Source organism: Bradyrhizobium jicamae, assembly GCF_018130215.1.
Classification (GTDB): Bacteria; Pseudomonadota; Alphaproteobacteria; order Rhizobiales; family Xanthobacteraceae; genus Bradyrhizobium; species Bradyrhizobium jicamae_A.
The window spans coordinates 1-20,980 of record NZ_JAFCKQ010000042.1 but is presented as its reverse complement, the minus strand read 5'-3'; the positions used below and the strand labels follow the sequence as shown (position 1 = coordinate 20,980).

Sequence of the window (20,980 nt, the reverse complement as noted above, 5' to 3'; positions counted from 1 at the left end):
TGATCCGGCATCGTCACATCGCACCCGGCTGGTCGCCCCTCGCCCATTCCTTCGCGCTGGCGCCGGCCATCGAGCGGACCCGCTCCTCGTCGTTTGCGAGCTCGGCGGCACTGCCGTTGTAGATGATGGCTCCGTCGTCCAGCACATAGGCACGATCGGCGATGGCAAGGCTGACGCGAACGTTCTGCTCGACCAGCAGCACCGAGATCCCCTCCTTGCGCATGGTCTGGATGATTTGAAAGACTTCCTTGACGATCAAGGGAGCGAGACCCTGACTCGGCTCGTCGAGCAGCAGAAGCTTCGGATTGAGCAGCAAGGCTCTCGCGAGCGACAGCATCTCCTGCTCGCCGCCGGAAAGCTGACGGCCGCGATTGTCCCGCCGTTCCGCAAGACGCGGAAAGGTCTCGAACACGCGCTTGGTGTTCCATGGACCGGGGCGCGCGACCGGAACCCGCAAATTGTCCTCGACGGTCAGGTTGGCGAAGATCTTGCGGCCTTCCGGCACGTAGCCGACGCCGAGTGCCGCGACCTGATACGGCGACATCCGGGTCGCGTCGACCCCGAACAACCTCACATTGCCTTCGCGCGGCGGGGTCAGTCCCATGATGCTGCGGAGCGTGGTGGTCTTGCCGGCGCCATTGCGGCCGAGAAGCACCACGATCTCGCCTTCGTTGACCGTCAGGCCGACGCCGTGGAGGATGTGGCTCTTGCCATAGAAAGTTTGCAGGCCCGCGACCTCCAGCGGTGTCATCGGCTCTCTCCAAGATAAGCGGCCTGTACCGCCTCTGAGGCCGCGATCTCGTCGGGCCTTCCCTCGGCGAGCAGGGCGCCCTGATCGAGCACCGTGATGTAGTCGGCCAGGTGAAACACCACGCGCATGTCGTGCTCGATCAGCACGATGGTGTAGTTCCTTTCCTTGTGCAGGCGACGGATCAGCGCCGTGATCTCATAGGTCTCCTGATCGCCCATGCCGGCCGTCGGTTCGTCGAGCAGCAAAAGGCGCGGCAGCTGCGCCAGCGCCATCGCGATCTCGGTGGTTCTCTGGTCGCCATGGGAAAGCTCCCCCACCAGCCGGTCTGCCTTGGCGGCAAGCCCCACCAGCGCCAGCATTTCGCTGGCGACGTCGTTGGCAAGCTTGGCGTCCGCCCGGCTCGGCAACATGCGCAGCGTCTGTCCTGCGGCGACCTCGGCCGCGGTGAGCACGTTCTCGTGGACGGTCAATTCCGGAAAGACCTCGGTGATCTGGAACGTTCGGCCCATGCCGAGCCCGACCCGCTGATGCGCCGATACCTGGGTCACGTCCCTGCCCTGAAACAGGATCGAACCCTTGGTCGGCGGAAAGTAGCCGCTGATCATGTTGAAGAAGGTCGTCTTGCCCGCGCCGTTCGGACCGATGATGGCGCGCAATTCGCCCGTCTTGACGGACATCGACACGTCCTTGACGGCAACCAGGTTGCCGAAGCGTTTGGTGATGTTGCGAACCTCCAGCATGGCTATGCCGATCCGCGTCGGCCGCGCATGCCGAGCAGGCCGCGCGGGAAGAACAGCACGACCAGCACGAAGATCGCGCCGACGAACGACATCCAGTTCACGGTCATCGACGAGATGTAGTCCTGCAGCACCACGAACACGGTCGCTCCGACCAGCGGCCCCCAGAACGTCCGCATGCCGCCCATGACGCACATCACGACGAAATAGCCTGACAGCGAGTAGTGCAGCGCCAGGGGATCCGCAAAATTGTTGAGCAACGCATAAAGCGTGCCCGCGAGCGCGGTGAAGAAGCAGGAGATCGAGAACGATAGCCAGATTTGGCGCTCGACCGGGATCGCCAGGAAGCGGGCACGACGTTCGTTCTCCCGGATTGCCCGCAATGTGTGCCCGAACGGGGAGCGGACCAGGAGGCCCAGCAGGCCCACGGCAAGGGCGAAGACGGCAAGAAGAAAGAAATAGAACCGGTTGCCGCCATCGGTGATGTCGAGCGTCAGCCCTCCAAGGCCGATCGGCTCGCGATGGAAATCGCGCAGACCGTCGAAGCCCCCGGTGAAGTCGTTCCAGCTGTAGGCCAGGTAGTACCACAGCTGCCCGAACGCAATCGTGCACATCGCGAAGTAGACACCGCGGCGGCGCACGATCAGCAGGCCGAACAGCGTGCCGGCCAGACCGCCGAGCAGCGTTCCCAGCAGCATCGCCAGCGGAGTGCTGTGCGCGAGATATCGCAGCGTAAGACCGGCGCCGTAGGCGCCAAGGCCGAAATAGGCGGCATGCCCGAAGCTGAGGACGCCGGTAAATCCCAGCAGGAGGTTCAGTCCCATCGCAGCGAGCCCGAACACCAGCACGCGCCCCGCAAGCGCAGTGTAGCCGCCGAGCAATGGAAGCCAGTAGGGAACCGCGATCAGGATGGCCCAGACCGCGATCAGCATGACCCATCGCGGAACGGCCGGCGTTCGCCCTGCCCCGACCACGGCGGCGTTTGTGCCGGCTTCGGAGCTCATGCCATCATTCCTTCCTCGCCCATCAGCCCTCGCGGACGAACAAGAAGGACGATCATCATGATGGCATAGATGACGGCCTCGCTCGCGCTCGGAAAGAACACGGTCGTGAGAGCCGCGGCCACCCCGATCAGCAGTCCGCCAAACAGTGTGCCGATCAGGCTGCCGACACCGCCGACGATGATCGCGATGAAGCTCGGCATCAGCAGGTCGTCGCCCATGTTGGGATTGAGACCGATTTGCCCGGCGGCAAGGACTCCGCTCAGGCCGGCGAGCAGGCAGCCGAGCGCGAAATTGAAGGTCCGCAACAGGCTGATATTGACCCCCAACGAGGCCACCGTCTCCAGGTCCAGCGTGCCGGCCCGGATACGAACGCCAACCTGCGTGTAGCGCAGAAACGCGAACAACCCGAGCACCGCGATGATCACCACCGTGACCATGAATACGCGATACCAGGTGATGAAGAACAGCGTCGGGCTGATCGGCTGCGACAGGAACTCGGGCAATCCGAGCGGCAATCCGTTGGGTCCCCAGATGTAGCGGGCCGCATCCTGCATCACGAACGCGAACCCGAAGGTGAGGAGCAGGCTGTAGACCGGGTCCCGATTATAGACCCGCCGGATCATCAACCGCTCGACCGCAAGACCGATCAGCGCGGTAATCAGCGGCGAGACAAGCAGCGCGCCCCAGTAACCCAGCGCCGGCGACAACGTGAAAGCAAGATAGCCGCCGAGAGCCAGGAAGTTGCCGTGAGCGAAATTGATGACGTTGCTGAGATTGAGGATCAGCGACAGGCCCAGCGCCATCAGCACATAGAATGCACCAATGATGAGTCCATTGGTGACGTTGAACAATATGACCTGGATCATCCTGCCCTCGGCGTTGCCGCTCGTTCAGCCAGTGTTCGCTCAGGCCGGCTCCACCATCTTGCAACCGGTGTCCGCCACCGAGCCCGCCGCCTCCTCGCCGGGGACCAGCGCTGCGGGCGTGAAAAGATCATCCGGCTCGGACTTTGGCGGATGAACCTCGCCGACAAACAGGTTCGGCATCAGCTCATGATCTCCGGCGCGATAGCGCACCTTTCCCGGCTGCAACGCGACGTCAGGCGGCAGCTCGAGGTCCTCCAGCGCCTTCGCCATCTTCGGACCTTCCAGTGACTTCGCCCTCTCGGCCGCAAGGCGGACCGTATGCATCGCCACATAGCCGAACCAGTCGCGCGCGGACGGCGTCTTCTTCCTGGCGCTGCGGAAATCGCTCACGAATTTGACGACCTCGGGCACCTTGGGCTGGTTCCACCACCACTCCATGGTCCACCAGCCGGTCTGGGCATCGGGCGGACATCCCTTGATGCTCTCGAGCTCGAACAACGCGCCGCCGAGCGCCATCTCCTTCTGCATTCCGAACTGCGTGAATTGCTTCATGCAATTGATCTGCGTCAGGCCGCCCATGTTGTTGAGCAGGACGTTGGGCTTGTACGCCTTCGCCTTGATCAGCGTCGCAGAGAAATCGGTGTTGTTGATCGGCAGCATATCGCCCTGGAATTCGCCGCCGGCCTTCTTCAGCGCCTTGATGAAGGCGTCCTGCAAAGTGTGACCGTAGGCATAATCCGGCGTAATGAAGAACCACTTCTTGCCGAACTTCTTCACCAATTCCGGCGTGATCGCGTTGGCGTCCATCGTCGTGGTGTTGCAGATGCGGAACACGTTCCATTTGCAGTTCGCGCCGGTGATCGGATCGGTGTGACCACCGGGAACGATGTGAAAGACCTTCTTCTCGTTGGTGACTTGCGACATCGCATAGGCGATGCCGGAATTGACGTCGCCGAAAATGACGGAGACGTTGTCGCGATCGATCAGCTTTCGGGTCTTCTGCACGCCGGTACCGACGTCGTTTGCGGAATCCTCGACGAGGAGCTGAACCTGGCGCCCCAGGATGCCGCCCTTCTTGTTGATCTCGGCTTCGGCGTATCTGGCACCGTCGACCTCGCTTTGTGCGAGAGCGGAGAGCACGCCGGTCAGGGGATCGACCATTCCGATCTTGATCGGCTCGTCCGCAAGCGACCTGACGACAAACGGCGCACCCAAAACCTGGCTGCTGGCCAGCGCGACGCCGGACTTGATGAGCGTGCGACGATTGATCGAAAGCCGAATCGTACCCATTCCAGACCTCCCGGTATTGTCGTTTTTTTGCGGACGTTATTTCATCAAGACAAACTCGTTGCTGTTGCCCAGATGGTCTCGAAGAGATCGCGGTCTCGGAGATCAAGGGCGATATGATATCGCAGTTTGGAATTGAGCGCGTGTGCGGCTCTCTCTGTTTTTCCTGCATCGCAGGATGCGGTTGCCGCAGCGCCCGGTGCGGCAGAGTGCCTCACTCTCCGTGCAGGACAAATTCACAATTGGTCTAACCGACCGAGCGCCACCACCGTCAGGCGGCTTGCTGCTGCGCAGCATTGATCATCGCGGAGGCAACATCGACCCGGCGCGAGTGGTCGGCTCCTGGCTTTTCCCTGGGCGGCCCGGAGGTGCGAGCGGATCGGCTCAGGCCGCAATCGACGCCGGCACGCGCTCCCCAACCAGCGCGATCGCATCGCGCAGCACATCCGCGCCGGCGCCTGATCTGACGCCGTTCTCCGCCAGGTGGCGGCGGAATGCGCGCGCACCGGGGACGGCGTGAAATGCGCCGACGAAATGCCGTGTGATGGCGTGCAGCCGCGTGCCCTTCGCCAATTGCGCCTCGATGTAGGGCATCATCGCCGCAAACACGTCCTTCATCGTCGCATGCGGCGCGCTCTCGCCGAACAGTTCGGAATCGACCGCTAGCAGCCGCCACGGATCCTGATAGGCCGCGCGCCCGAGCATGACGCCGTCGACATGCGCAAGATGCTGCTTCGCCTCGGCAATATCGGCGATGCCGCCATTGATGATGACGGGCACAGCAGGCATGGCCGCCTTCAGGCGATAGACGCGATCGTAATCGAGCGGCGGGATGTCGCGGTTTTCCTTCGGCGACAATCCGTTGAGCCAGGCCTTGCGTGCGTGCACGATCAGCACATCCGCACCTGCCGCAACGACGCCGCGCGCGAGGACGTCGAGCGCGATCTCGGGATCCTGGTCGTCGATGCCGATCCGGCACTTCACGGTGACTGGAATTTTCACCACGCGCTTCATCGCCGCGACACCCTCGGCGACCAGCGCAGGCTCTGCCATCAGGCAGGCACCGAAGCGGCCGTCCTTCACACGGTCGGACGGGCAGCCGACATTCAGGTTGATCTCGTCATAGCCGAAATCCTCGCCAATGGTCGCGGCCGTAGCCAGATCGTGCGGATCGGATCCGCCGAGCTGCAACGCCACCGGGTGCTCGCTCGGATCGAAGCCGAGCAGCCGCGCCCGGTCGCCGTGGATCACCGCGCCCGTGGTCAGCATCTCAGTATAAAGCCGCGCCCGCCGCGACATCAGCCGATGGAAGACCCGGCAATGCCGGTCGGTCCAATCCATCATGGGGGCGACGGAAAATCGATGCGCTAAGATGTTGATGTTGTTTCGCTTTATCATCTCGTCCGGTATAGCTGATTTTTGCGCCGACAGAAGTTTCATCTGACAGTTGAGGCATTTTCCTTTCACTTCAAGTGCTTACATGCTGCCTCCAGCAGTCGGGCCAATTCCACCGCCGCAACTTCGATGGGTCTTCCGCTTCGTTCGACGCGTGCCTGGATCAGCGCCCCTTGGAGCGACGAGGTGCAGAGTACGGCCAAGGCTTCGGCGCGCGCCTGAGCGAATCCGTCTTCAACCAGCTTCCGGCTCAGAATCGATATGCGTGCCGCATAGGCTCTGCGTCCAGCATCCGCCACGGTCCGCTCGCGCGGCGCGAGCTCCAACAGGACGGTGGTGATAGGGCAGCCGTCGCGAAATCCCGACTTCAACATCCATCCCGCCAATAGCCGCGCATGCGCCCGAAGCAGTTCGCTGGTCGAACCGCACTCTGACGCCAACTTTTCGAGAGTCGCAACCTGCCGGCGGCCTGCCTCCTCGACCGCAGCCACGGCGATCGAGGATTTTCCGAGCGGGAAATAATGATAGAGCGACCCCTTGGGCGCCCCACTGAAGTCGACGATGTCGTTCAACCCCGTTCGCGCAAATCCCTGCCGGCGGAACAGCGTCAGAGCGGCATTGATGATGGGCTGGCGGTGCTTCGGAACTGCCGGCAATAAAGCCTCCTCATACCGACGAATTATATTGATTGGTCTACATCAGCCCCTCAAGGTCAAGCCGAAATCGGCGAGGAGGATCAAATGACCGGGAGAGTCAGCTGTGAGGTGAGCGACGGGGTCGCCCACATCAACCTCAATGACGGCAGGGTAAATGTCATGTCTGCTTCCATGCTGGGCGAGATCAGAAGGGCGCTCGACCGTGTCGAAGGGAACACCGACGTCGTGGTCCTGCGTTCTGGCCGCCCCGGCATTTTCTCAGCCGGTTTTGACTTGAAGGTATTCGCGGCCGGAGACGCATCACGAAGCCTCGAAATGGTGCGAGCGGGTGCGGAGCTCGCGCTGCGCCTCATGTCCTTCGCATCTCCGACTATCGGTGTCATGGAAGGTCACGCCTTCCCCATGGGTACGTTCCTGCTTCTGGCGTGCGACTTCAGACTTGGCGCAAGGGGGCCCCACCGGATGGGGCTCAACGAAGTCGCCATCGGGATCGCGCCGCCAAGCTTCGCCATCGAGCTCGCGCGAAGCCGCCTTCATCCTGCCTGGCTCAGCCGTACTACCACCCTTGGCGAGATGTACGAGCCGGACGACGCGCTTGCAGCAGGGTTCCTCGACCGCATCGTCGCACCGGAACTGATCGACTCGACACTTGCAGAGGTTACGACAGCGCTTCGATCGATCCACAAGCCATCGCATTCGACCGCGAAGAAGCGGTTGCGTCAATTGACCATGGAAGCAATGCGCGCAGCAATCGAGAGGGAGCTGACCATATCGGCCTACCAAGCGAGTAACTCAGCTCGCGCGGCGGTGGTCATGCCAGGGGCTGGCTGACAGTTTCGACGGTCTCGCGCCAGAGGCCAACGCGGGGAAAAGGCTGCTCATGTCAAAGGAAACCGCAGGTGAGCAATCGTCGACGCGACGAACTTTCTGAAGCGAGCCCTGGCAAAGAAGGAGAGTGTAGATGTTTGAACACTTCTCGAGCCGAACGATCGGTGTCGGCGATGCCGAGATTTCGTGCGTCGTCGGTGGATCGGGGCCGCCTCTTCTGCTGCTTCATGGCTTTCCGCAAAACAAGGCGATGTGGGCCCACGTGGCACCGAGGTTGGCCGCGAGCTATACCGTAGTCTGTGCCGACCTCAGGGGTTATGGTGACTCCTCAAAGCCGCGTTGCCTCCCCGACAAATCGAACTATTCCTTCAGGGCAATGGCGGGCGATCAGCTGAACCTCATGCGCGCACTGGGTTTCGAGCGCTTCCACGTGATAGGGCATGATCGCGGGGGTCGTACCGGACATCGGCTTGCTCTCGATCATCCGGACGCCGTCCTCAGCCTCACCGTGATGGATATCGTTCCAACCTACGCCATGTTCATGGATACCAACCGGAAGGTCGCCGGCTCCTATTGGCATTGGTATTTCCTCTCGCAGCCAGAACCCTTTCCAGAACGTCTGATTGGCAATGATCCGGACTTCTTCTACGAGACCTGTCTCGTAGGATGGGGAGCAACCAGGATTTCGGATTTCGACCGGGAGATGCTCGCCGATTATCGCCGCTGCTGGCGAGATCCCGCGATGATACACGGTTCGTGCTCCGATTATCGCGCTGCGGCCTCTATCGATCTAGAACATGACGCTGTTGACATCGACCGCCGAGTAAATTGCCCAACGCTGGTATTCTATGGGTCCACCGGACAAATGGGGCAACTCTTCGATATCCCGGCTGAATGGCGCAAGCGGTTCAGCAACCCCAAAGACGCTTCCCTGCCTGGCGGACATTTCTTCGTCGATCAATTTCCTCACGAAGTTACCCAGACGCTGAGCAATTTCCTCGCTCCTGCAGCTTGATGGAGGTACGCATTGGCTTCGAAGAACTCCTCGCATGGTGTTTCCGGTCATCTCGCAAGATCCGAGATCGAAAGAAGAGTTCACTCAGCGTGCAACAGGATCTCGAGCCTCGATGTTGGCAAGTTCGTCGACGCCAGCACCCCGTTGAAAATTCTGTCTGAGGAAGGGCTTCTTCAGCTTGGCTTCCTGAGCGGCGACGTAGCGGAAATCGGGCCCGACGATATCGAACAGGCTTGTTGGACACTCGAGTTTTTGGCCGGTAGTTCAGCTGGCGCCGCATCGGCGTACATGGTGAATACCGTCCTCGGTGCGGCCGTCATCGCCATGATGGGAACGCCCGAACAAAGGAAAGACCTGTTGCGGCGCGCCAGTTCAGGCGACCTTCAGCTGGCCTTTGGGATGACCGAACCGAATGCAGGCTCCGATGCGGGAAGCATGGCGACGACCTGCTTGAGCGTGGATGACGGTTTCGTTCTCAACGGCGACAAAATCTACACCACGGGGGCAGCGTCTGCCGATTTCCTTCTCGTCGTTGCGCGCAACGCTGGTGGAGACGCAAACGATCGCTCGTTCAGCATCCTCCTCGTACCCGGGAAGGCTCAGGGGTTGACCGTCAAACCATTGAGGAATCTTGCCGGTCACGCCCATACTTCCTGCGAAGTGGCCCTCCGCGACGTGCGTGTTCCGGCGACCAGCGTCTTGGGCGGCTCCAAAGGCTTCGGCAAGGCCTGGGCCACTCTTCGGGAGACCGGATCGCTCGAACGGCTTGTGGTATCCTTCTTGGCTCGAGGGCTCGCCCGCTCGATCGTCGGCCGCGCGGTGGAATTTGCCAAGCAGAGGCAGCAGTTCGGAAAGCCTATTTCGAGCTTCCAGGCCATTCAGCACACGCTGGTCGAGATGACGGTCATCGAGCACGCCATGCAGCTGTTCTGCGAGGGGGCGCTGTCTTCGCTGAAATCGGGCGCTGATACGACAAGAGAGATCCCGATGGCGAAGTACTTCTGCTCGGAACAGCTTCAACGGCTCATTTCGCACGGCATGCGCGTGATGGGCGGCCGCGCGTATTTCGATTTCGAGGAGATGGCCCGGTACTACCTTGAGGCTCCGTTCAGCCTGTACGCAGGCGGCACTGTCGAAATCCAGAAGATGTTGATTGCGCGCACGATGGGAATTTGACGAAAACGCTTACGAGTGATGCCGTCGGCCGGTTGCGCCTTCCCAACCCAACCGACCTGGACTTCAAGGTCGCAGTCGCCATTGCAACAGCGAAAACGCCGGATTCGCTGTCGGATGATGTTCGAAGACTCCCTCGACCTCTGCCCCGATCGCGACGGCCTGCATGGGATCGCCGAGCAAATTGCCCACCATCCGAATGTTGCCCGCATGGGGCAATTCGACGAGGACCGCGACATAGGGACCATGCTGCTTCAATGCCGCATGCGATGGATGCCACGCCCGCTCCCAACTGAATATCCGCCCATGCGGCTCGACTTCGGTCCAGGCGGGATCGAAAGCGTGACAGCGATGGCACAGCCACTCCGGCCCGAACTGCCAGGTTCCGCAATGCGCGCAGCGCTGCACGAGCAGCCTGTTCTCGCGCAGCCCGCCCCAATAGGGTGCAGACAGGCCATCAGCTTCCGCCACCGGAATCGGCAGGCCCGCGGGAAGATAGGACGAACTCGTCGTTCGATTCACAACGTGGCCTCCGAACCGAGCACGAGATTGCTGGCCGGCGTGACCATGGGCCCGCCGATGACCATCGCCACGTCGCTTCGCGCGGCCTGACACGTCGATGTGCCACGCACTTGACGCACAGCTTCCAGGACGAGCTCGAAGCCGTGCATGTAGCATTCCGCGAGATTGCCGCCGCTGGTGTTGAGCGGCAGCCGGCCAGACGGCGCGATCAGGTTTTCGACCGTCAGGAAATCGTTGGCTTCCTCCGGCCTGAAGAACCCGTGCTCCGCCAAGGCCATCACGACGCCGCCGGTGAAGTTTTCGTAGCACTGGACCACGCCGACATCGGACGGGCCGACTCCCGCCATGCGATAGAGATCCGGCGCGACCGTATCGAAGCTGGCACCGGCGTAGAGCGTCGCATTGTGTGCAACAGCGCCCGCGCGATGGCCGGAGCCAACTGCCGCGCCGAGCAGATAGACGGGCTTGTGCCGAAACTCCCCGGCACGTTCTTCGGCCACCAGCACGATGGCCGCGGCGCCGTCATTTTCCATGCAACAGTCGTAGAGATGGAACGGCTCGACAATCCAGCGCGAGGTATCGTATTTGTCCGCATCGAGTGGCTTGCCATGCATCACCGCGCGAGGATTTGCCTGGGCGTGGTGATAGGACGCCAGTGCGACGGCGCGCAGCGCTTCCTGCCGGACGCCGTGTTCGTGCATGTAGCGCTGGACCCGCATCGCGAAGCGTTGCGGCGGCGCCAGCACGCCATACGGCATCAGATAGGCCTTTTCGCCGGAGATCGTCTCGATCGCACCAGCCTGCCCGAAACGGCCATACTGGCCCTGCGCCAGCGATCGGAAGACGACGACGCAATCCGCGAGGCCAGCCACGATCGCGGCGGCGGCATTGGCAACGGCCGCGCAGCAACCGCCACCTCCTCCACCCCATTGCATCGTGGCCGTCCGCAGCCTTCGCGTCCCCAATGCGGCAGCCAGCCGGGATGCCTCGCTCCTGTCATCGCTGTAGGACGAAAACCCGTCGATATCGCGCGGGTCGATCCCGGCGTCCGCGCAAGCGGCCAGGATCGCCTTGAGCGCAAGCTTGAATTCCGGATCGGGCGACGCACCGTGGCGATAATAGGTGGTTTCACCGATCCCGACCACGGCGACGCGGCCCCTCATCGTGCGCTCGCTTCGTGCCTGCACGGTCACGCCCTGGTACCCCGTCGCGAGGGTACGGATTCACCAAAGGCTCCGCTCTGGGCAAGCCGCGCCAGCCGCTCGTCGTCATAGCCGAGCAGCTGACGCAAGACGCTGTCGGTATGCTGCCCAACCGCGGGCGCCGCAACGGGATCGACGATCGGCATGCGCGAATAGCGGATCGGCAGGTTGATGTTCGGGACCCAGCCGACAGTTTCGTGGGGAATACGTGTCACAAGCCCGCGCTCCCTCGCTTCCGACGAGCGTATCGCCTCGCCGACGGTCCGAACCTGCCCGCAGGGCACACCGGCCGCGCGCATCCGCGCCTGCCAGTGTGACCAGGGCCGCCGCGCGAATGCCTCCCCGAGGATCGCGAACAATTCTTCCCTCCGCCGGATCCGATCAGTGCCGGTTGCGTAGATTTCGGCCTCAGCGAGATCGGGACGATCAACCACCTGCGACATCAGCCGCTGGAAGATCTTGTCATTGCCACAGTTGATGTAAAAGGAACAATCCTCGGCCTGGAACACGCCCGAAGGGCAGGTATCAGGACTGGTGTTGCCGTGTCGCTGCGGATCTGTGCCGCTGAAGAGGTGCTGCATCGTGGCATAGCCCGTCATCAGCACGGCATTGTCGAACAGCGATACCTCGATCGACTGGCCAAGGCCGCTGCGTTCCCGCGCTACCAACGCACCGAGGATCGCATTGCAGGCCATCATCGCTGTGCTGATGTCCATGACCGGCGACAGCGCTCGCACACCCTCGCGATCGGCGTAGCCGTTCATCGACACGAACCCGCTCTCGACCTGCGCAATCGGATCGAAGCCGAGCCGGTCCTTGAAGCTTCCTTCACGCCCATACGCCGAAACGGAACAATAAACGATCTCGGGTCGGATCTTGCGGCAGGACTCATAGTCGAGCCCGAACCGCTCCATGACTCCCGTCGAGAAGTTCTCGACCACCACATCAGCAGTCGCAATCAGCTCGCGTGCGATCGCGACGCCCTCGGATGCCTTGAGATCAAGGGCCACGCTCCGCTTGTTGCGGTTCGTCCAGGCGAACGGTGCGCCGTGTCCGAGCTCCGCATGCACGGGCGGATAGCGGCGAAGGTCGTCGCCGCGGCCGGGCGGTTCGATCTTGATGACCTCCGCGCCCATGTCGGCCAGGATCATCGTTGCGAAGGGGCCGGCGATGAAGTGCGAGAAATCGACGACCCGTATCCCCTCGAGGGCCCTCGGCGCATGCGACGGGCGCGGCGTGTGCTCGGGAAAGTCCGCTTCGATATTGTCCAACATGTCCTCATCCACTGGTTTGCCGCGCCGCGGCCGTGAACATCGATTTCTGGGAGCGTCAGTTGCTTTTCGACTGTTCCACCATCGGGCATCCGCCCTGATCCATGGGACGGAACGCCTCCGGCCCGCTCAGCACGCCGACGTTCTCCAGGAGATCCCACTTGCCCTTTGAGAGTTTCGGCTCCTTCGCCTTCAGGATGTACATGTTGTGGATGGCGCGGCCGTCGGCACGTACGACGACCGGTCCGAACAGAGCATCGTCGATTGGCTTCTCCTTCAATTTCCGGATCACCGCCTGCGCGTCGTTGGTGCCGGCGGCCAATGCCGCGTTCAGATAGGCCAGCACCGACGAATAGACTCCCGCATGGAACGCGGTCGGCAATTGCCCGTGTTGCCGTTCGCTGAACCTCGAGGACCACGCCCGACTGGCATCATTGAGATCCCAGTAGAACGGCTGGGTAATGATGAGCCCCTGGCCGACCGCAAGGCCGCTCGCCTCAACGTCATTCGTCGTGGTCAGGAGCGCCGCAAAGGTCCGGCCGCTCTGCTTCAGCCCGAATTCGGAGGACTGCTTGATCAAATTCACGGTGTCGCCCCCTGCGGTCGCGAACGCGATCACGTCTGCGCCCGAGCCGTCCGCCTGCAGGATGAACGACGCATAGTCCGAGTTGTTGATGGGAACGTTGACCGAACCAAGGACCGTACCGCCGCCTGCGTCGATGACGGAGGTTCCGTCGCGCACCATCGACTTTCCGAGGGCATTATCGGTCGCGATGAAGTACCACTTCTTGCCTCCATGGCGCACGAGGTAGCTGCCGATCGTGTGCGACGCCGCCCAGGTGTCGAACGTCCACTGGATCGTGTTGGGGGAGCAGTATTTGCCCGTCAGGTCGGATGAGGCTGCGCTGGACGCAATCAAGGCCACCTTGCCGCCGCGGACGACCTCGTTGATGGCGAGGCCAACCGCCGAGTTCGGGACGTCGGCAATCGCATCGACGTTGTCCTGATCGATCCACCGCCGCGCGATGGCGGCTCCCACATCCGCCTTGTTCTGATGATCCGCCGAGACGATCTCGACCTTGAAACCGGGATGTTGCAGCATGAAGTCTTCGGCAGCCATTTTTGCCGCCGTGACCGATCCCTCACCCGCATTGTCGGAATACGGGCCGGACGCATCGTTGAGGATACCGATCTTCATTGCACGTGCCGTTTCGGCAAGAGCCGGAGCGCTGACACCGACGGCGAGGAGGGACAAGCCGAGAATGCTCGAGAGGATTTTCATGTACTTCCAGCCCTTTGTTGATGTTGTTGTGCGTTCAGAGATCGAGCACCAGCGCACTCGATTTTGCCCCTGAACAGCAGATCATGATCGTCTTGTTCGCGGCCTGCTCATCCTTGCTCAGAAACTGGTCGCGATGATCGGGTACGCCGTCGATCAGGCGCGTCTCGCAGGTGCCGCAAACCCCTTCCGCGCAGGCATGGTTGGCCGCTATCCCGGCGGCCAGCAGCGCGTCCAGGATGGTCTGCCCCGGCTCGACCGCAATCGTGCGATTGCTGCGCGCCAGCTTGACTTCGAAGCCGCCTGCGGTCGCCGGTGCTTCCCTGGCCTGAAAGTACTCAACATGCACATGCCCGATCGGACGATCGGCCGTTGCCGCCTCGAATGCTCCCAGCATGGGTACCGGACCGCAGCAGTAGAGATGCGCCGACGCCGGCGCCGCATTGATGATGGCTGCGAGATCGAACACCTGGCCCGATCGTTCGTCGTCGAAATCGACGTGTATGCTCGAACCGGCGCATGGTCGAAGCGCCTGGAGTTCGTCGAGAAAGGCGGCCGCACGGCGAGTCCGCGCGGCATAGAACAGCTTCCAGCGGCGTCCCTGCGCCTCGAGCCGGCGGATCATCGACAGCAGAGGCGTGATCCCGATCCCGCCCGCAATCAGCACCGACAGTTCGGCGTCCTCGCAAAGCGCAAAGTTGTTGCTCGGCTCGGACACGGCAATGACATCTCCGGCCTTCAGATTGTCGTGGACAAAGCCGGAGCCACCCCGCCCCGCCCCATCCCTGTTGACAGCAATGACATAACGGTGCCGCTCGCGCGGGTCGTTCAGCAGCGAGTAGCTGCGGATCATGCCGTTCGGGAGATGCAAGTCGAGGTGGCTGCCCGCGGAAAACGGCGTGAGGTTGCCGCCGGCCGCGGGCACCAACTCGTAGGAGTTGATGCACTCGGCCTCATAGGTGATCCGCTTGACCCGCACCTCGATGAGGTTCTGCCGCGAAGCGCTCACAGTTCATACCCGAAATCGGCGCCGAGTTTTGCCCGCATGAACGGCGCTCCGACATCGACCCAGGAATCTTCGGGCGGCAAGCGTAGCGAGACGGCCCGGACCATGAAGACGTCGGGATCGGTCACGCCCTTGGGCCTCACGGCGTGATCGCGGTAGGCGCCGAGCGCCTCAAGAATGAAACGCCGCGTCATCGCAATTCCAGTATCGCTCGAGCAGAGGTTTTCCCTGGTGCGATCGAAAATCGGAGACACGCCGCTCTGGCAGGCGCCGTCCTGTACCCAGAGCCCGGGCAAGCCTGAGAACCAGGTGGTCTGCTGCGCCTGGTAGTCAAACTGGAAGCCGTTCTGCGGGTTGTATTTCGTCCAATAGCCCGCATACGGGACGGTCACCGGATGCTGGACCAGCGCGTTGCGGCTCGCATGGCCGCTCTCCCGGCCTTTGTGTCCTTCGGCGAAGACCTGCCGCGTCTTCGGTAGCAGCGGCTCGGACGGGTGATAGGAGAACATGATGCACAGCGTGTTCTCGTCGTCGATCGGCACCCAGGCGTGGCCGCTCAGGTCCGGAAACGGAGACAACGGAGGCACCAGCGTATAGAACGGCAGCAGGAACTGATTGACGCGCCAGTACAGCGTGTTGGCGTCATAATTGCGCCGCGCCGCGATACTCATCCCGAAGTCCTGCTTGATGCATTCAAAGGTCGGGCGGAGGTCACGTTTCTGGATCCAGGCACTCGTCGTCCCCTGGGAATCCAGCCGTCCGTGCAGCAGAGGCGCGTGCGCCGAGTCGATCTCGCCCTCGACCGCCTGCAGCCAGTTGCACTCCTGGACCCGCAGTGAGATGTGAACCTGATCCTGCGGCACCAGATTCCATTCGAGGTTCGGCAGCGGCGGAAGGTCGGCCTGGTCCGGCCCCATATAGGTCCAGATCATTCCGTTGCGCTCCCTGCACGGGTAGGCCTTGATCCGCACCCGCTCCTTGAGGCGGCTGCGAACCGGCTCCGCCGGCATGTCGGTGACGGCGCCGGTCACGTCGAACTTCCAGCCGTGATAAACGCAGCGCAGCCCGCAATCCTCGTTGCGTCCGAAGATCAACGGTGCGCCGCGATGCGGGCATGCCTGGTCGACCAACCCGATCCGGTCATCCGTATCCCTGAAGGCGACCAGATCTTCGCCAAGCAGGCGAACACGCTTCGGTTGTCCGTCCCTGGTCAGGTCCGCCGAAGGCAGGAACGGAATCCAGTACAGGCGGAAGAGATCCCCGAGCGGCGTGCCCTTCCCGACCCTCACCAGGCGTTCATTGTCTTCGTGCGAGAGCATGAGCTTTCTCCATTGAAATGCGTGGTCAAACGCCCTGCGTCGCAGCTGCGCCGTTGAGCAGCGCAGCCACACGAGCGGAAACCCCAAGGTCATCAGCCGTCCAGAGCGGATCGGCCGCCGCGAGCGGCGCGCGCGGGATGGGAGGCTCCTTGCCCTGTTCGACGAGGCTGACGATCATTTCGATCCGCCGCCGCTCCAGGTCCTTCAGGGCGTCTTCGACGACTGCGCCTTCCGCGGTGCACCCCGGCAACTCGGGATAAGCGAGGCGGACCAGCCATTGCCCCGGCTCGGTCTCAACCGCCTCCGCCTCAAGCAGATAGGGAATCGAAAGCAGCTCACGCAGGTTCAAGACAACCTCCCGAAACGACGTCTTCCGCATCGCATTTGATACGTATACGTACTACATGGCTTGGCCGCTGGCAAGGGCTCAAGGAGCCACCCGTTGCTTTCGATCCACGATTCAGCGGCCAGTTGAGACCAAGCGGTCAAGCTGCTAACGGCTAATGCGAATTCGTTCGGACGGGGATCAGCGACGACATGGCTGCCAAGAAGGGAATCAAGGCGGGTTCCGCCACGGACATTGCCCGCAACTGGCAATTGGAAGGGGGCGTCGGGTTTCTGCTCCGCCTTCTGGAGGCCCGTTACGACGGCCTCTATCAAAGCCTGACCCGGCAGTCCGACATCACGCCACGGCAGTTCGGCGTGCTGATGGCGCTCTATCAATTGGGCCCACTGACACCGTCGGTCCTCGCAGACCGCATCAACTGCGACAAGAACACGCTCAGCGAAATGCTCAAGCGGATGACGGCGCGCCGGCTGGTCTCAAAGAGGAGCAATCCGGAAGATCGCCGATCCGTCCAGGTGCAAATGACGGCCAGCGGCGAAGAAGCCCTTTTGGCGGTCATCCCGGCTGCGGCCGAGTTGCAGGACATCATGCTGGCTCCCTTGCGCAAGGAAGACCGTGCGCATTTTCTCAAATGCTTGCTGGCGATCGCAAAAGCCCGGCCGCCGGATTCCTCCGCCGGCGCGTGAGCGAGGCTGCGCCTCTCAGGCGGTCGTGCTCCCGAACGCGCCTGTCTTGCCAAGGTCGGTGATCGCATCCGCAGACAGGCCGAGCACCTGCGTCAGCACCTCATTTCGGTGCGCACCGATCGCAGGAATCTCGTACTGCATGGACGTCTGCGCGCCCGACATCTTCCAAGGTGCATTCACGCCCTTGAACTCGCCTGCCCCGTCGGCAATCGACGCGAACGACCCACGCTCCAGCAGGTGCGGATCTGTCAGCGCCGCACCGGGATCGCGATATTCGGCACAAGGAACACCGGCGCGGTCGAGCGCGGCCATGCACGCGCGGACCGTATGCTGACTAGTCCAGCGCTCGATCACCTGCATCATGGCCGTCCAGTTCGCGCCCCGCCCCGGCACCGTCTTGAATCTGATGTCGTCGGCCAGCTCGCTCTGTCCTGTTACCTCGCACAACGCCGCGAAGTTCCGCGGCGTGATAGGCGCAATCAGGATGTCGCCATCCAGGGTGCGCACCGGGCCATAGGTCGGCCGCGGCACGCGGGTCGGGAATTGCGCCTCCTGCAGTTCGTAGACGAGCAGATTCAGCATGCAGTCCATCAGCGCGACGTCGATCCGTTGGCCTGCTCCGGTCCGCGCGCGCTGGACCAGGGCCGTCTGGATCGCGGAATAGCCGAAGATGCCGCCGAGCACGTCAGCGACAAAGATCGCGCCGGAGGCCGGCCGGTCTCGATCACCGGCATAGCGCATCAGCGAGCGGTCGAAGCCGCTCTCGGCATGCACGATCATTGCATAGGCGGCGCGCTCAGCGGCCGGACCGGACTGTCCGTAGCCCGAAATCGAGCAATAGATCAGGCGCGGATTGATCGCGCGCAACGCCTCATAGCCGAGGCCGAGCCGATCCATCACGCCGGGCCGGAAATTCTCCACGACGATATCCGTCTCGGCCACGAGTTGATGCACCAGCCTGATCGCGTCGGGGTTCTTGAGGTCGAGCGCAAGGCTGCGCTTTCCCGCATTGAGCTGGCCGAAATAGGCGCTGTGCCCTTCGCGGAGTGGCGTCCGCAACCGCATGTCATCGCCTTCCGGTGGCTCGATCTTGATCACGTCGGCGCCGACATCGGCGAGCAGCCGCGCACAATACGGCCCCGCCAACATGATCGAGAAGTCCAGCACCCGCATGCCGGCGAGAGGCGAAGCGGCGGATTTCTGCTCCAGCATACGAACTACTCCTGCTATCTGGGCAATCCGAGCGCGCGCTGCGCGATCAGGCTGCGCTGGATCTCATTGGTGCCGATGCTGATAACCCACATCAGCGAATGCCGAAGGTTCTGTTCGAACCGGCCATTATCGATCGCACCCGGCATCTGCTCGGACAGCGCCGCGCGCATGCCGAGAATGTCGAGCGCCGCCTCGCCGAAACGCTCCATCAATTCGCTGGAGAAGACCTTGCTGATTGCACCGTATTCCGGCGGCGTAGCGCCGTTGGCGGCGAGTTCCGCGCAATGCATCATCAGGAGCCGTCCGACCTCGATCTCGGCCGCCAGCGTCGCCATCCTGTCGCGTACGATTGGATCGTCGGCCAGCGCAGCGCCGGCATCGTCCCTTGCCATCACGTGACGGCGCAGCTGTTCGAATGCGTGGGCGACCTTCAGGACAATGCCCCCGCCAACCAGCCCGCGTTCGAAGGCCAGTGCGCCGGTCAGCACCTTCCACCCGCCATTGACCTCACCGACGAGGTTCTCCAGGGGAATGCGAACATTGTCATAGAAAATGTTCGCAAAGGAACCGTCGTACATCGTGGTCGCCGGCCGGATCGTGATCCCCTCGGCATTCATTGGGACGATGAACATGCTGATGCCGGCGTGCGGCTTTGCGCCCCTGTCCGTTCGCGCGGCAAGGAACATGTATTTGCCCCACCATGTCGTCGTCCAGATCTTCTGGCCGTTGATCACCCAGTGATCGCCGTCACGCACCGCGCTGGTGCGCAGTGCTGCGAGATCGGAGCCGGCCTGAGGTTCGCTGTAGCCCATGCCGTGCATGGCTTCGCCGGATAGAATTTCAGGCAGGTACCTGCGCTGCTGCTCGACTGTCCCGAACATCATCAAGGCGTTGGCCTGGATGGCAGCCCCGAACCGCGGTGCCTCGGCCCGCTCCATCGTCTCCATCAAGGCAATCTGCTCGAGCGGCGAGCGCGCCTGTCCGCCGAATTCCGCTGGCCAACCGAGACCGATCCAGCCCGTCCGGCCAACGTCGCGGGCAAAATCGGCATCGAACTCCCGTTTCGCGAACGGCTTGCGGTCGAATTCGGCCTTCCTGTCACTCGACCAGTTCTGCTCCAGCCACTGCCTGACCCCCTCGCGCAGCCGATTACCCGCCGGGCCGAGATCGTTTTCGGGCAGGCCAGCACTCCGCGGATCGAACAGATCCGACGCCACGCCCCGTTTCGCATGCTGCAGACCGCCAAGCGCGATCATGTCCAGATGCACCCGCCTGAAATGCAGCGGCGCTTCATGTTCGTCGGCGTAGCCGATGGCGCCGAACGTATGGTGGGTCTCCAGCGATACGTGGCGCAGGGCGCTGCTCGCGAAGGCCACGGCGCAATTGACGAAATAGCGCCAGTCGTCGTGGTCGCGGTCGTGCAGGCTCGCCGCATGATCCAGGATCAGCCGCACACCCTCGAGCGCGATGAGGCCGTTCGCGAGCTTGTGCTGGATGGCCTGGAATTTTCCGATCGGTTGCCCGAATTGTTGACGCTCGCGCGCGTACTCCGTCGCCAACTCGAAGGCACGCCGGGCGGCGCCATGTGCGCGGGCGGCCAGGGCTAACTTGCCCTTGAGAAGAAGATCGTCGAGCATACCGTCATGCACCGCAATCGAGGTCACCGGCGCCATGTCCAGGCGCGCCTCGCAGAAGCCCCACGCGCCCATCGCACGAGCCGGCGAGACCTCGACCCCCGGGCCATTCAACGCAACAATGCCAAGTGTGGACCGGGCAGTCGCGACGAGTAGATGCGTGCAGCTTGCGGCGGCCTCGACGAAACGAAGCAGCCCTGTCGCGCGGTCACCCGTGACCTCGATATCGCCGCTCCCGAGATCCGGATCGAGCGTTCCAAACGAGAATGTGGCACGCGCGGAGCCCGCATGAACCGCCTGCAGCAGGTCGATCGCAGCAGCCGACGGCGAGGCCGCGAGCGCGAAATTGGTGAGAGCCGCGGACCACATCGGCGCCGGACAGGCAGCCCGGCCTAGCTCCCCAAGAACGACCGACACCTCGCGCAAACCGCCCTCGGCGGGATTGCTGCCGAGCGTGGCAACGCCCTGCCCGACCAGCATCGACCATATCGCCGTGATCTCCCCCGGAGCGGCCCCGCGCCTGACACTATCGGCATTCCAATGCCCGCCGAGAAACCCGCGCAGGGAATCCCGGAGCATGTCCCTGACGTCGTCGGAGGGGAGCTCGATCGCATCCATGGGGCGCACTAGCTCTGGCCGAATTTCGGCTTCCGCTTCTCCTTGAACGACATCGTCGCCTCCTTGTGGTCGGCGGTCTCGAACGTCACCTGCTCGAGCGCCATCGACGCCTCGAGCAGCATGTTCACCCGATCCTTGACGATCTGGTTGATCGACAGCTTGGTCCAGCGAAT

At 62.7% G+C, this 20,980-nt stretch carries 20 protein-coding genes; 4 read left to right on the top strand and 16 right to left on the bottom strand.

Annotated features, from left to right (window positions below; all coding sequences use genetic code 11):
* Positions 1-13: 13 nt before the first annotated feature.
* The 7 genes from JQ586_RS31235 to JQ586_RS31205 form a co-directional block, all read right to left on the bottom strand.
* The gene (locus tag JQ586_RS31235) at positions 14-751 is read right to left on the bottom strand and encodes an ABC transporter ATP-binding protein (protein WP_212398479.1); all 738 of its coding nucleotides are present in this window, start codon (positions 749-751) and stop codon (positions 14-16) included.
* Positions 748-1,491, bottom strand: a complete 744-nt coding sequence (locus tag JQ586_RS31230) for an ABC transporter ATP-binding protein (protein ID WP_212398478.1) — start codon at positions 1,489-1,491, stop codon at positions 748-750. Before JQ586_RS31230 ends, JQ586_RS31235 begins: the two co-directional genes overlap by 4 nt.
* 2 nt (positions 1,492-1,493) lie before the next feature.
* Positions 1,494-2,492, bottom strand: coding sequence for a branched-chain amino acid ABC transporter permease (locus JQ586_RS31225; RefSeq protein ID WP_212398477.1), 999 nt, complete (start codon positions 2,490-2,492; stop codon positions 1,494-1,496).
* Positions 2,489-3,358, bottom strand: a complete 870-nt coding sequence (locus tag JQ586_RS31220; RefSeq protein WP_212398476.1) for a branched-chain amino acid ABC transporter permease — start codon at positions 3,356-3,358, stop codon at positions 2,489-2,491. Before JQ586_RS31220 ends, JQ586_RS31225 begins: the two co-directional genes overlap by 4 nt.
* 39 nt (positions 3,359-3,397) lie before the next feature.
* Positions 3,398-4,648 (bottom strand): ABC transporter substrate-binding protein, encoded by a 1,251-nt coding sequence (locus tag JQ586_RS31215; RefSeq protein WP_212398475.1) that lies wholly within the window; start codon positions 4,646-4,648, stop codon positions 3,398-3,400.
* Positions 4,649-5,029: 381 nt separating this feature from the next.
* Entirely contained in the window at positions 5,030-6,043 is a 1,014-nt protein-coding gene (gene dusA / locus JQ586_RS31210; RefSeq protein ID WP_212398474.1) for a tRNA dihydrouridine(20/20a) synthase DusA, read from the bottom strand.
* Between the two features lie 65 nt (positions 6,044-6,108).
* Positions 6,109-6,696, bottom strand: coding sequence for a TetR/AcrR family transcriptional regulator (locus JQ586_RS31205; RefSeq protein ID WP_212398473.1), 588 nt, complete (start codon positions 6,694-6,696; stop codon positions 6,109-6,111).
* Between the two features lie 84 nt (positions 6,697-6,780).
* Here JQ586_RS31205 and JQ586_RS31200 point away from each other — a divergent pair, with 84 nt between their 5' ends.
* From JQ586_RS31200 to JQ586_RS31190, 3 genes are all read left to right on the top strand, one after another.
* On the top strand, positions 6,781-7,527 hold the full coding sequence (locus JQ586_RS31200; protein WP_212398472.1) for a crotonase/enoyl-CoA hydratase family protein: 747 nt from the start codon (positions 6,781-6,783) through the stop codon (positions 7,525-7,527).
* A gap of 130 nt (positions 7,528-7,657) precedes the next feature.
* A complete protein-coding gene (locus JQ586_RS31195; RefSeq protein WP_212398471.1) occupies positions 7,658-8,539 on the top strand; it encodes an alpha/beta fold hydrolase in 882 nt (293 codons plus the stop codon).
* 12 nt (positions 8,540-8,551) lie between these two features.
* Positions 8,552-9,715, top strand: coding sequence for an acyl-CoA dehydrogenase family protein (locus tag JQ586_RS31190; protein ID WP_212398470.1), 1,164 nt, complete (start codon positions 8,552-8,554; stop codon positions 9,713-9,715).
* 63 nt (positions 9,716-9,778) lie between these two features.
* On the opposite strand, the gene JQ586_RS31185 is transcribed toward JQ586_RS31190, so the two are convergent.
* Genes JQ586_RS31185 through JQ586_RS31155 form a run of 7 tightly spaced genes read right to left on the bottom strand, consistent with a single transcriptional unit; the run spans position 9,779 to position 16,660 of the window.
* Positions 9,779-10,234, bottom strand: a complete 456-nt coding sequence (locus tag JQ586_RS31185) for a Zn-ribbon domain-containing OB-fold protein (protein WP_212398469.1) — start codon at positions 10,232-10,234, stop codon at positions 9,779-9,781.
* Entirely contained in the window at positions 10,231-11,397 is a 1,167-nt protein-coding gene (locus JQ586_RS31180) for a thiolase C-terminal domain-containing protein (RefSeq protein WP_249148411.1), read from the bottom strand. The genes JQ586_RS31185 and JQ586_RS31180 overlap by 4 nt, the downstream gene beginning before the upstream one ends.
* A 26-nt stretch (positions 11,398-11,423) precedes the next feature.
* Positions 11,424-12,710: a CaiB/BaiF CoA-transferase family protein gene (locus tag JQ586_RS31175; protein ID WP_212398467.1), complete on the bottom strand. Its 1,287-nt coding sequence runs from the start codon at positions 12,708-12,710 to the stop codon at positions 11,424-11,426.
* 55 nt (positions 12,711-12,765) lie between these two features.
* The gene (locus JQ586_RS31170) at positions 12,766-13,989 is read right to left on the bottom strand and encodes an ABC transporter substrate-binding protein (protein WP_212398466.1); all 1,224 of its coding nucleotides are present in this window, start codon (positions 13,987-13,989) and stop codon (positions 12,766-12,768) included.
* Between the two features lie 34 nt (positions 13,990-14,023).
* Positions 14,024-14,995, bottom strand: coding sequence for a PDR/VanB family oxidoreductase (locus JQ586_RS40725; protein ID WP_212398465.1), 972 nt, complete (start codon positions 14,993-14,995; stop codon positions 14,024-14,026).
* Entirely contained in the window at positions 14,992-16,311 is a 1,320-nt protein-coding gene (locus JQ586_RS31160) for a Rieske 2Fe-2S domain-containing protein (RefSeq protein ID WP_212398464.1), read from the bottom strand. Before JQ586_RS31160 ends, JQ586_RS40725 begins: the two co-directional genes overlap by 4 nt.
* A 25-nt stretch (positions 16,312-16,336) precedes the next feature.
* On the bottom strand, positions 16,337-16,660 hold the full coding sequence (locus tag JQ586_RS31155; protein WP_212398463.1) for a type II toxin-antitoxin system HicB family antitoxin: 324 nt from the start codon (positions 16,658-16,660) through the stop codon (positions 16,337-16,339).
* Positions 16,661-16,848: 188 nt separating this feature from the next.
* On the opposite strand from JQ586_RS31155, the gene JQ586_RS31150 reads away from it, so the two are divergent.
* On the top strand, positions 16,849-17,343 hold the full coding sequence (locus JQ586_RS31150) for a MarR family winged helix-turn-helix transcriptional regulator (protein ID WP_212398462.1): 495 nt from the start codon (positions 16,849-16,851) through the stop codon (positions 17,341-17,343).
* Between the two features lie 15 nt (positions 17,344-17,358).
* Here the strand turns inward: JQ586_RS31150 and JQ586_RS31145 are convergent, their stop codons facing one another.
* On the bottom strand, positions 17,359-18,555 hold the full coding sequence (locus JQ586_RS31145; RefSeq protein WP_212398461.1) for a CaiB/BaiF CoA-transferase family protein: 1,197 nt from the start codon (positions 18,553-18,555) through the stop codon (positions 17,359-17,361).
* Between the two features lie 14 nt (positions 18,556-18,569).
* Positions 18,570-20,807, bottom strand: coding sequence for an acyl-CoA dehydrogenase family protein (locus JQ586_RS31140; protein ID WP_212398460.1), 2,238 nt, complete (start codon positions 20,805-20,807; stop codon positions 18,570-18,572).
* Positions 20,808-20,980: the final 173 nt, after the last annotated feature.

What these genes read in the sequence shown, in the direction of transcription:
- JQ586_RS31200 (WP_212398472.1), top strand. Translation starts at nt 6,781, where the DNA reads ATGACCGGGAGAGTCAGCTGTGAGGTGAGCGACGGGGTCGCCCACATC.
- dusA (WP_212398474.1), bottom strand. Translation starts at nt 6,043, where the DNA reads ATGATAAAGCGAAACAACATCAACATCTTAGCGCATCGATTTTCCGTC.
- JQ586_RS31235 (WP_212398479.1), bottom strand. Translation starts at nt 751, where the DNA reads ATGACACCGCTGGAGGTCGCGGGCCTGCAAACTTTCTATGGCAAGAGC.
- JQ586_RS31145 (WP_212398461.1), bottom strand. Translation starts at nt 18,555, where the DNA reads ATGCTGGAGCAGAAATCCGCCGCTTCGCCTCTCGCCGGCATGCGGGTG.
- JQ586_RS31180 (WP_249148411.1), bottom strand. Translation starts at nt 11,397, where the DNA reads ATGAGGGGCCGCGTCGCCGTGGTCGGGATCGGTGAAACCACCTATTAT.
- JQ586_RS31220 (WP_212398476.1), bottom strand. Translation starts at nt 3,358, where the DNA reads ATGATCCAGGTCATATTGTTCAACGTCACCAATGGACTCATCATTGGT.
- JQ586_RS31170 (WP_212398466.1), bottom strand. Translation starts at nt 13,989, where the DNA reads ATGAAAATCCTCTCGAGCATTCTCGGCTTGTCCCTCCTCGCCGTCGGT.
- JQ586_RS31140 (WP_212398460.1), bottom strand. Translation starts at nt 20,807, where the DNA reads ATGGATGCGATCGAGCTCCCCTCCGACGACGTCAGGGACATGCTCCGG.
- JQ586_RS31175 (WP_212398467.1), bottom strand. Translation starts at nt 12,710, where the DNA reads ATGTTGGACAATATCGAAGCGGACTTTCCCGAGCACACGCCGCGCCCG.
- JQ586_RS31215 (WP_212398475.1), bottom strand. Translation starts at nt 4,648, where the DNA reads ATGGGTACGATTCGGCTTTCGATCAATCGTCGCACGCTCATCAAGTCC.
- JQ586_RS31150 (WP_212398462.1), top strand. Translation starts at nt 16,849, where the DNA reads ATGGCTGCCAAGAAGGGAATCAAGGCGGGTTCCGCCACGGACATTGCC.
- JQ586_RS31230 (WP_212398478.1), bottom strand. Translation starts at nt 1,491, where the DNA reads ATGCTGGAGGTTCGCAACATCACCAAACGCTTCGGCAACCTGGTTGCC.
- JQ586_RS31195 (WP_212398471.1), top strand. Translation starts at nt 7,658, where the DNA reads ATGTTTGAACACTTCTCGAGCCGAACGATCGGTGTCGGCGATGCCGAG.
- JQ586_RS31225 (WP_212398477.1), bottom strand. Translation starts at nt 2,492, where the DNA reads ATGAGCTCCGAAGCCGGCACAAACGCCGCCGTGGTCGGGGCAGGGCGA.
- JQ586_RS31160 (WP_212398464.1), bottom strand. Translation starts at nt 16,311, where the DNA reads ATGCTCTCGCACGAAGACAATGAACGCCTGGTGAGGGTCGGGAAGGGC.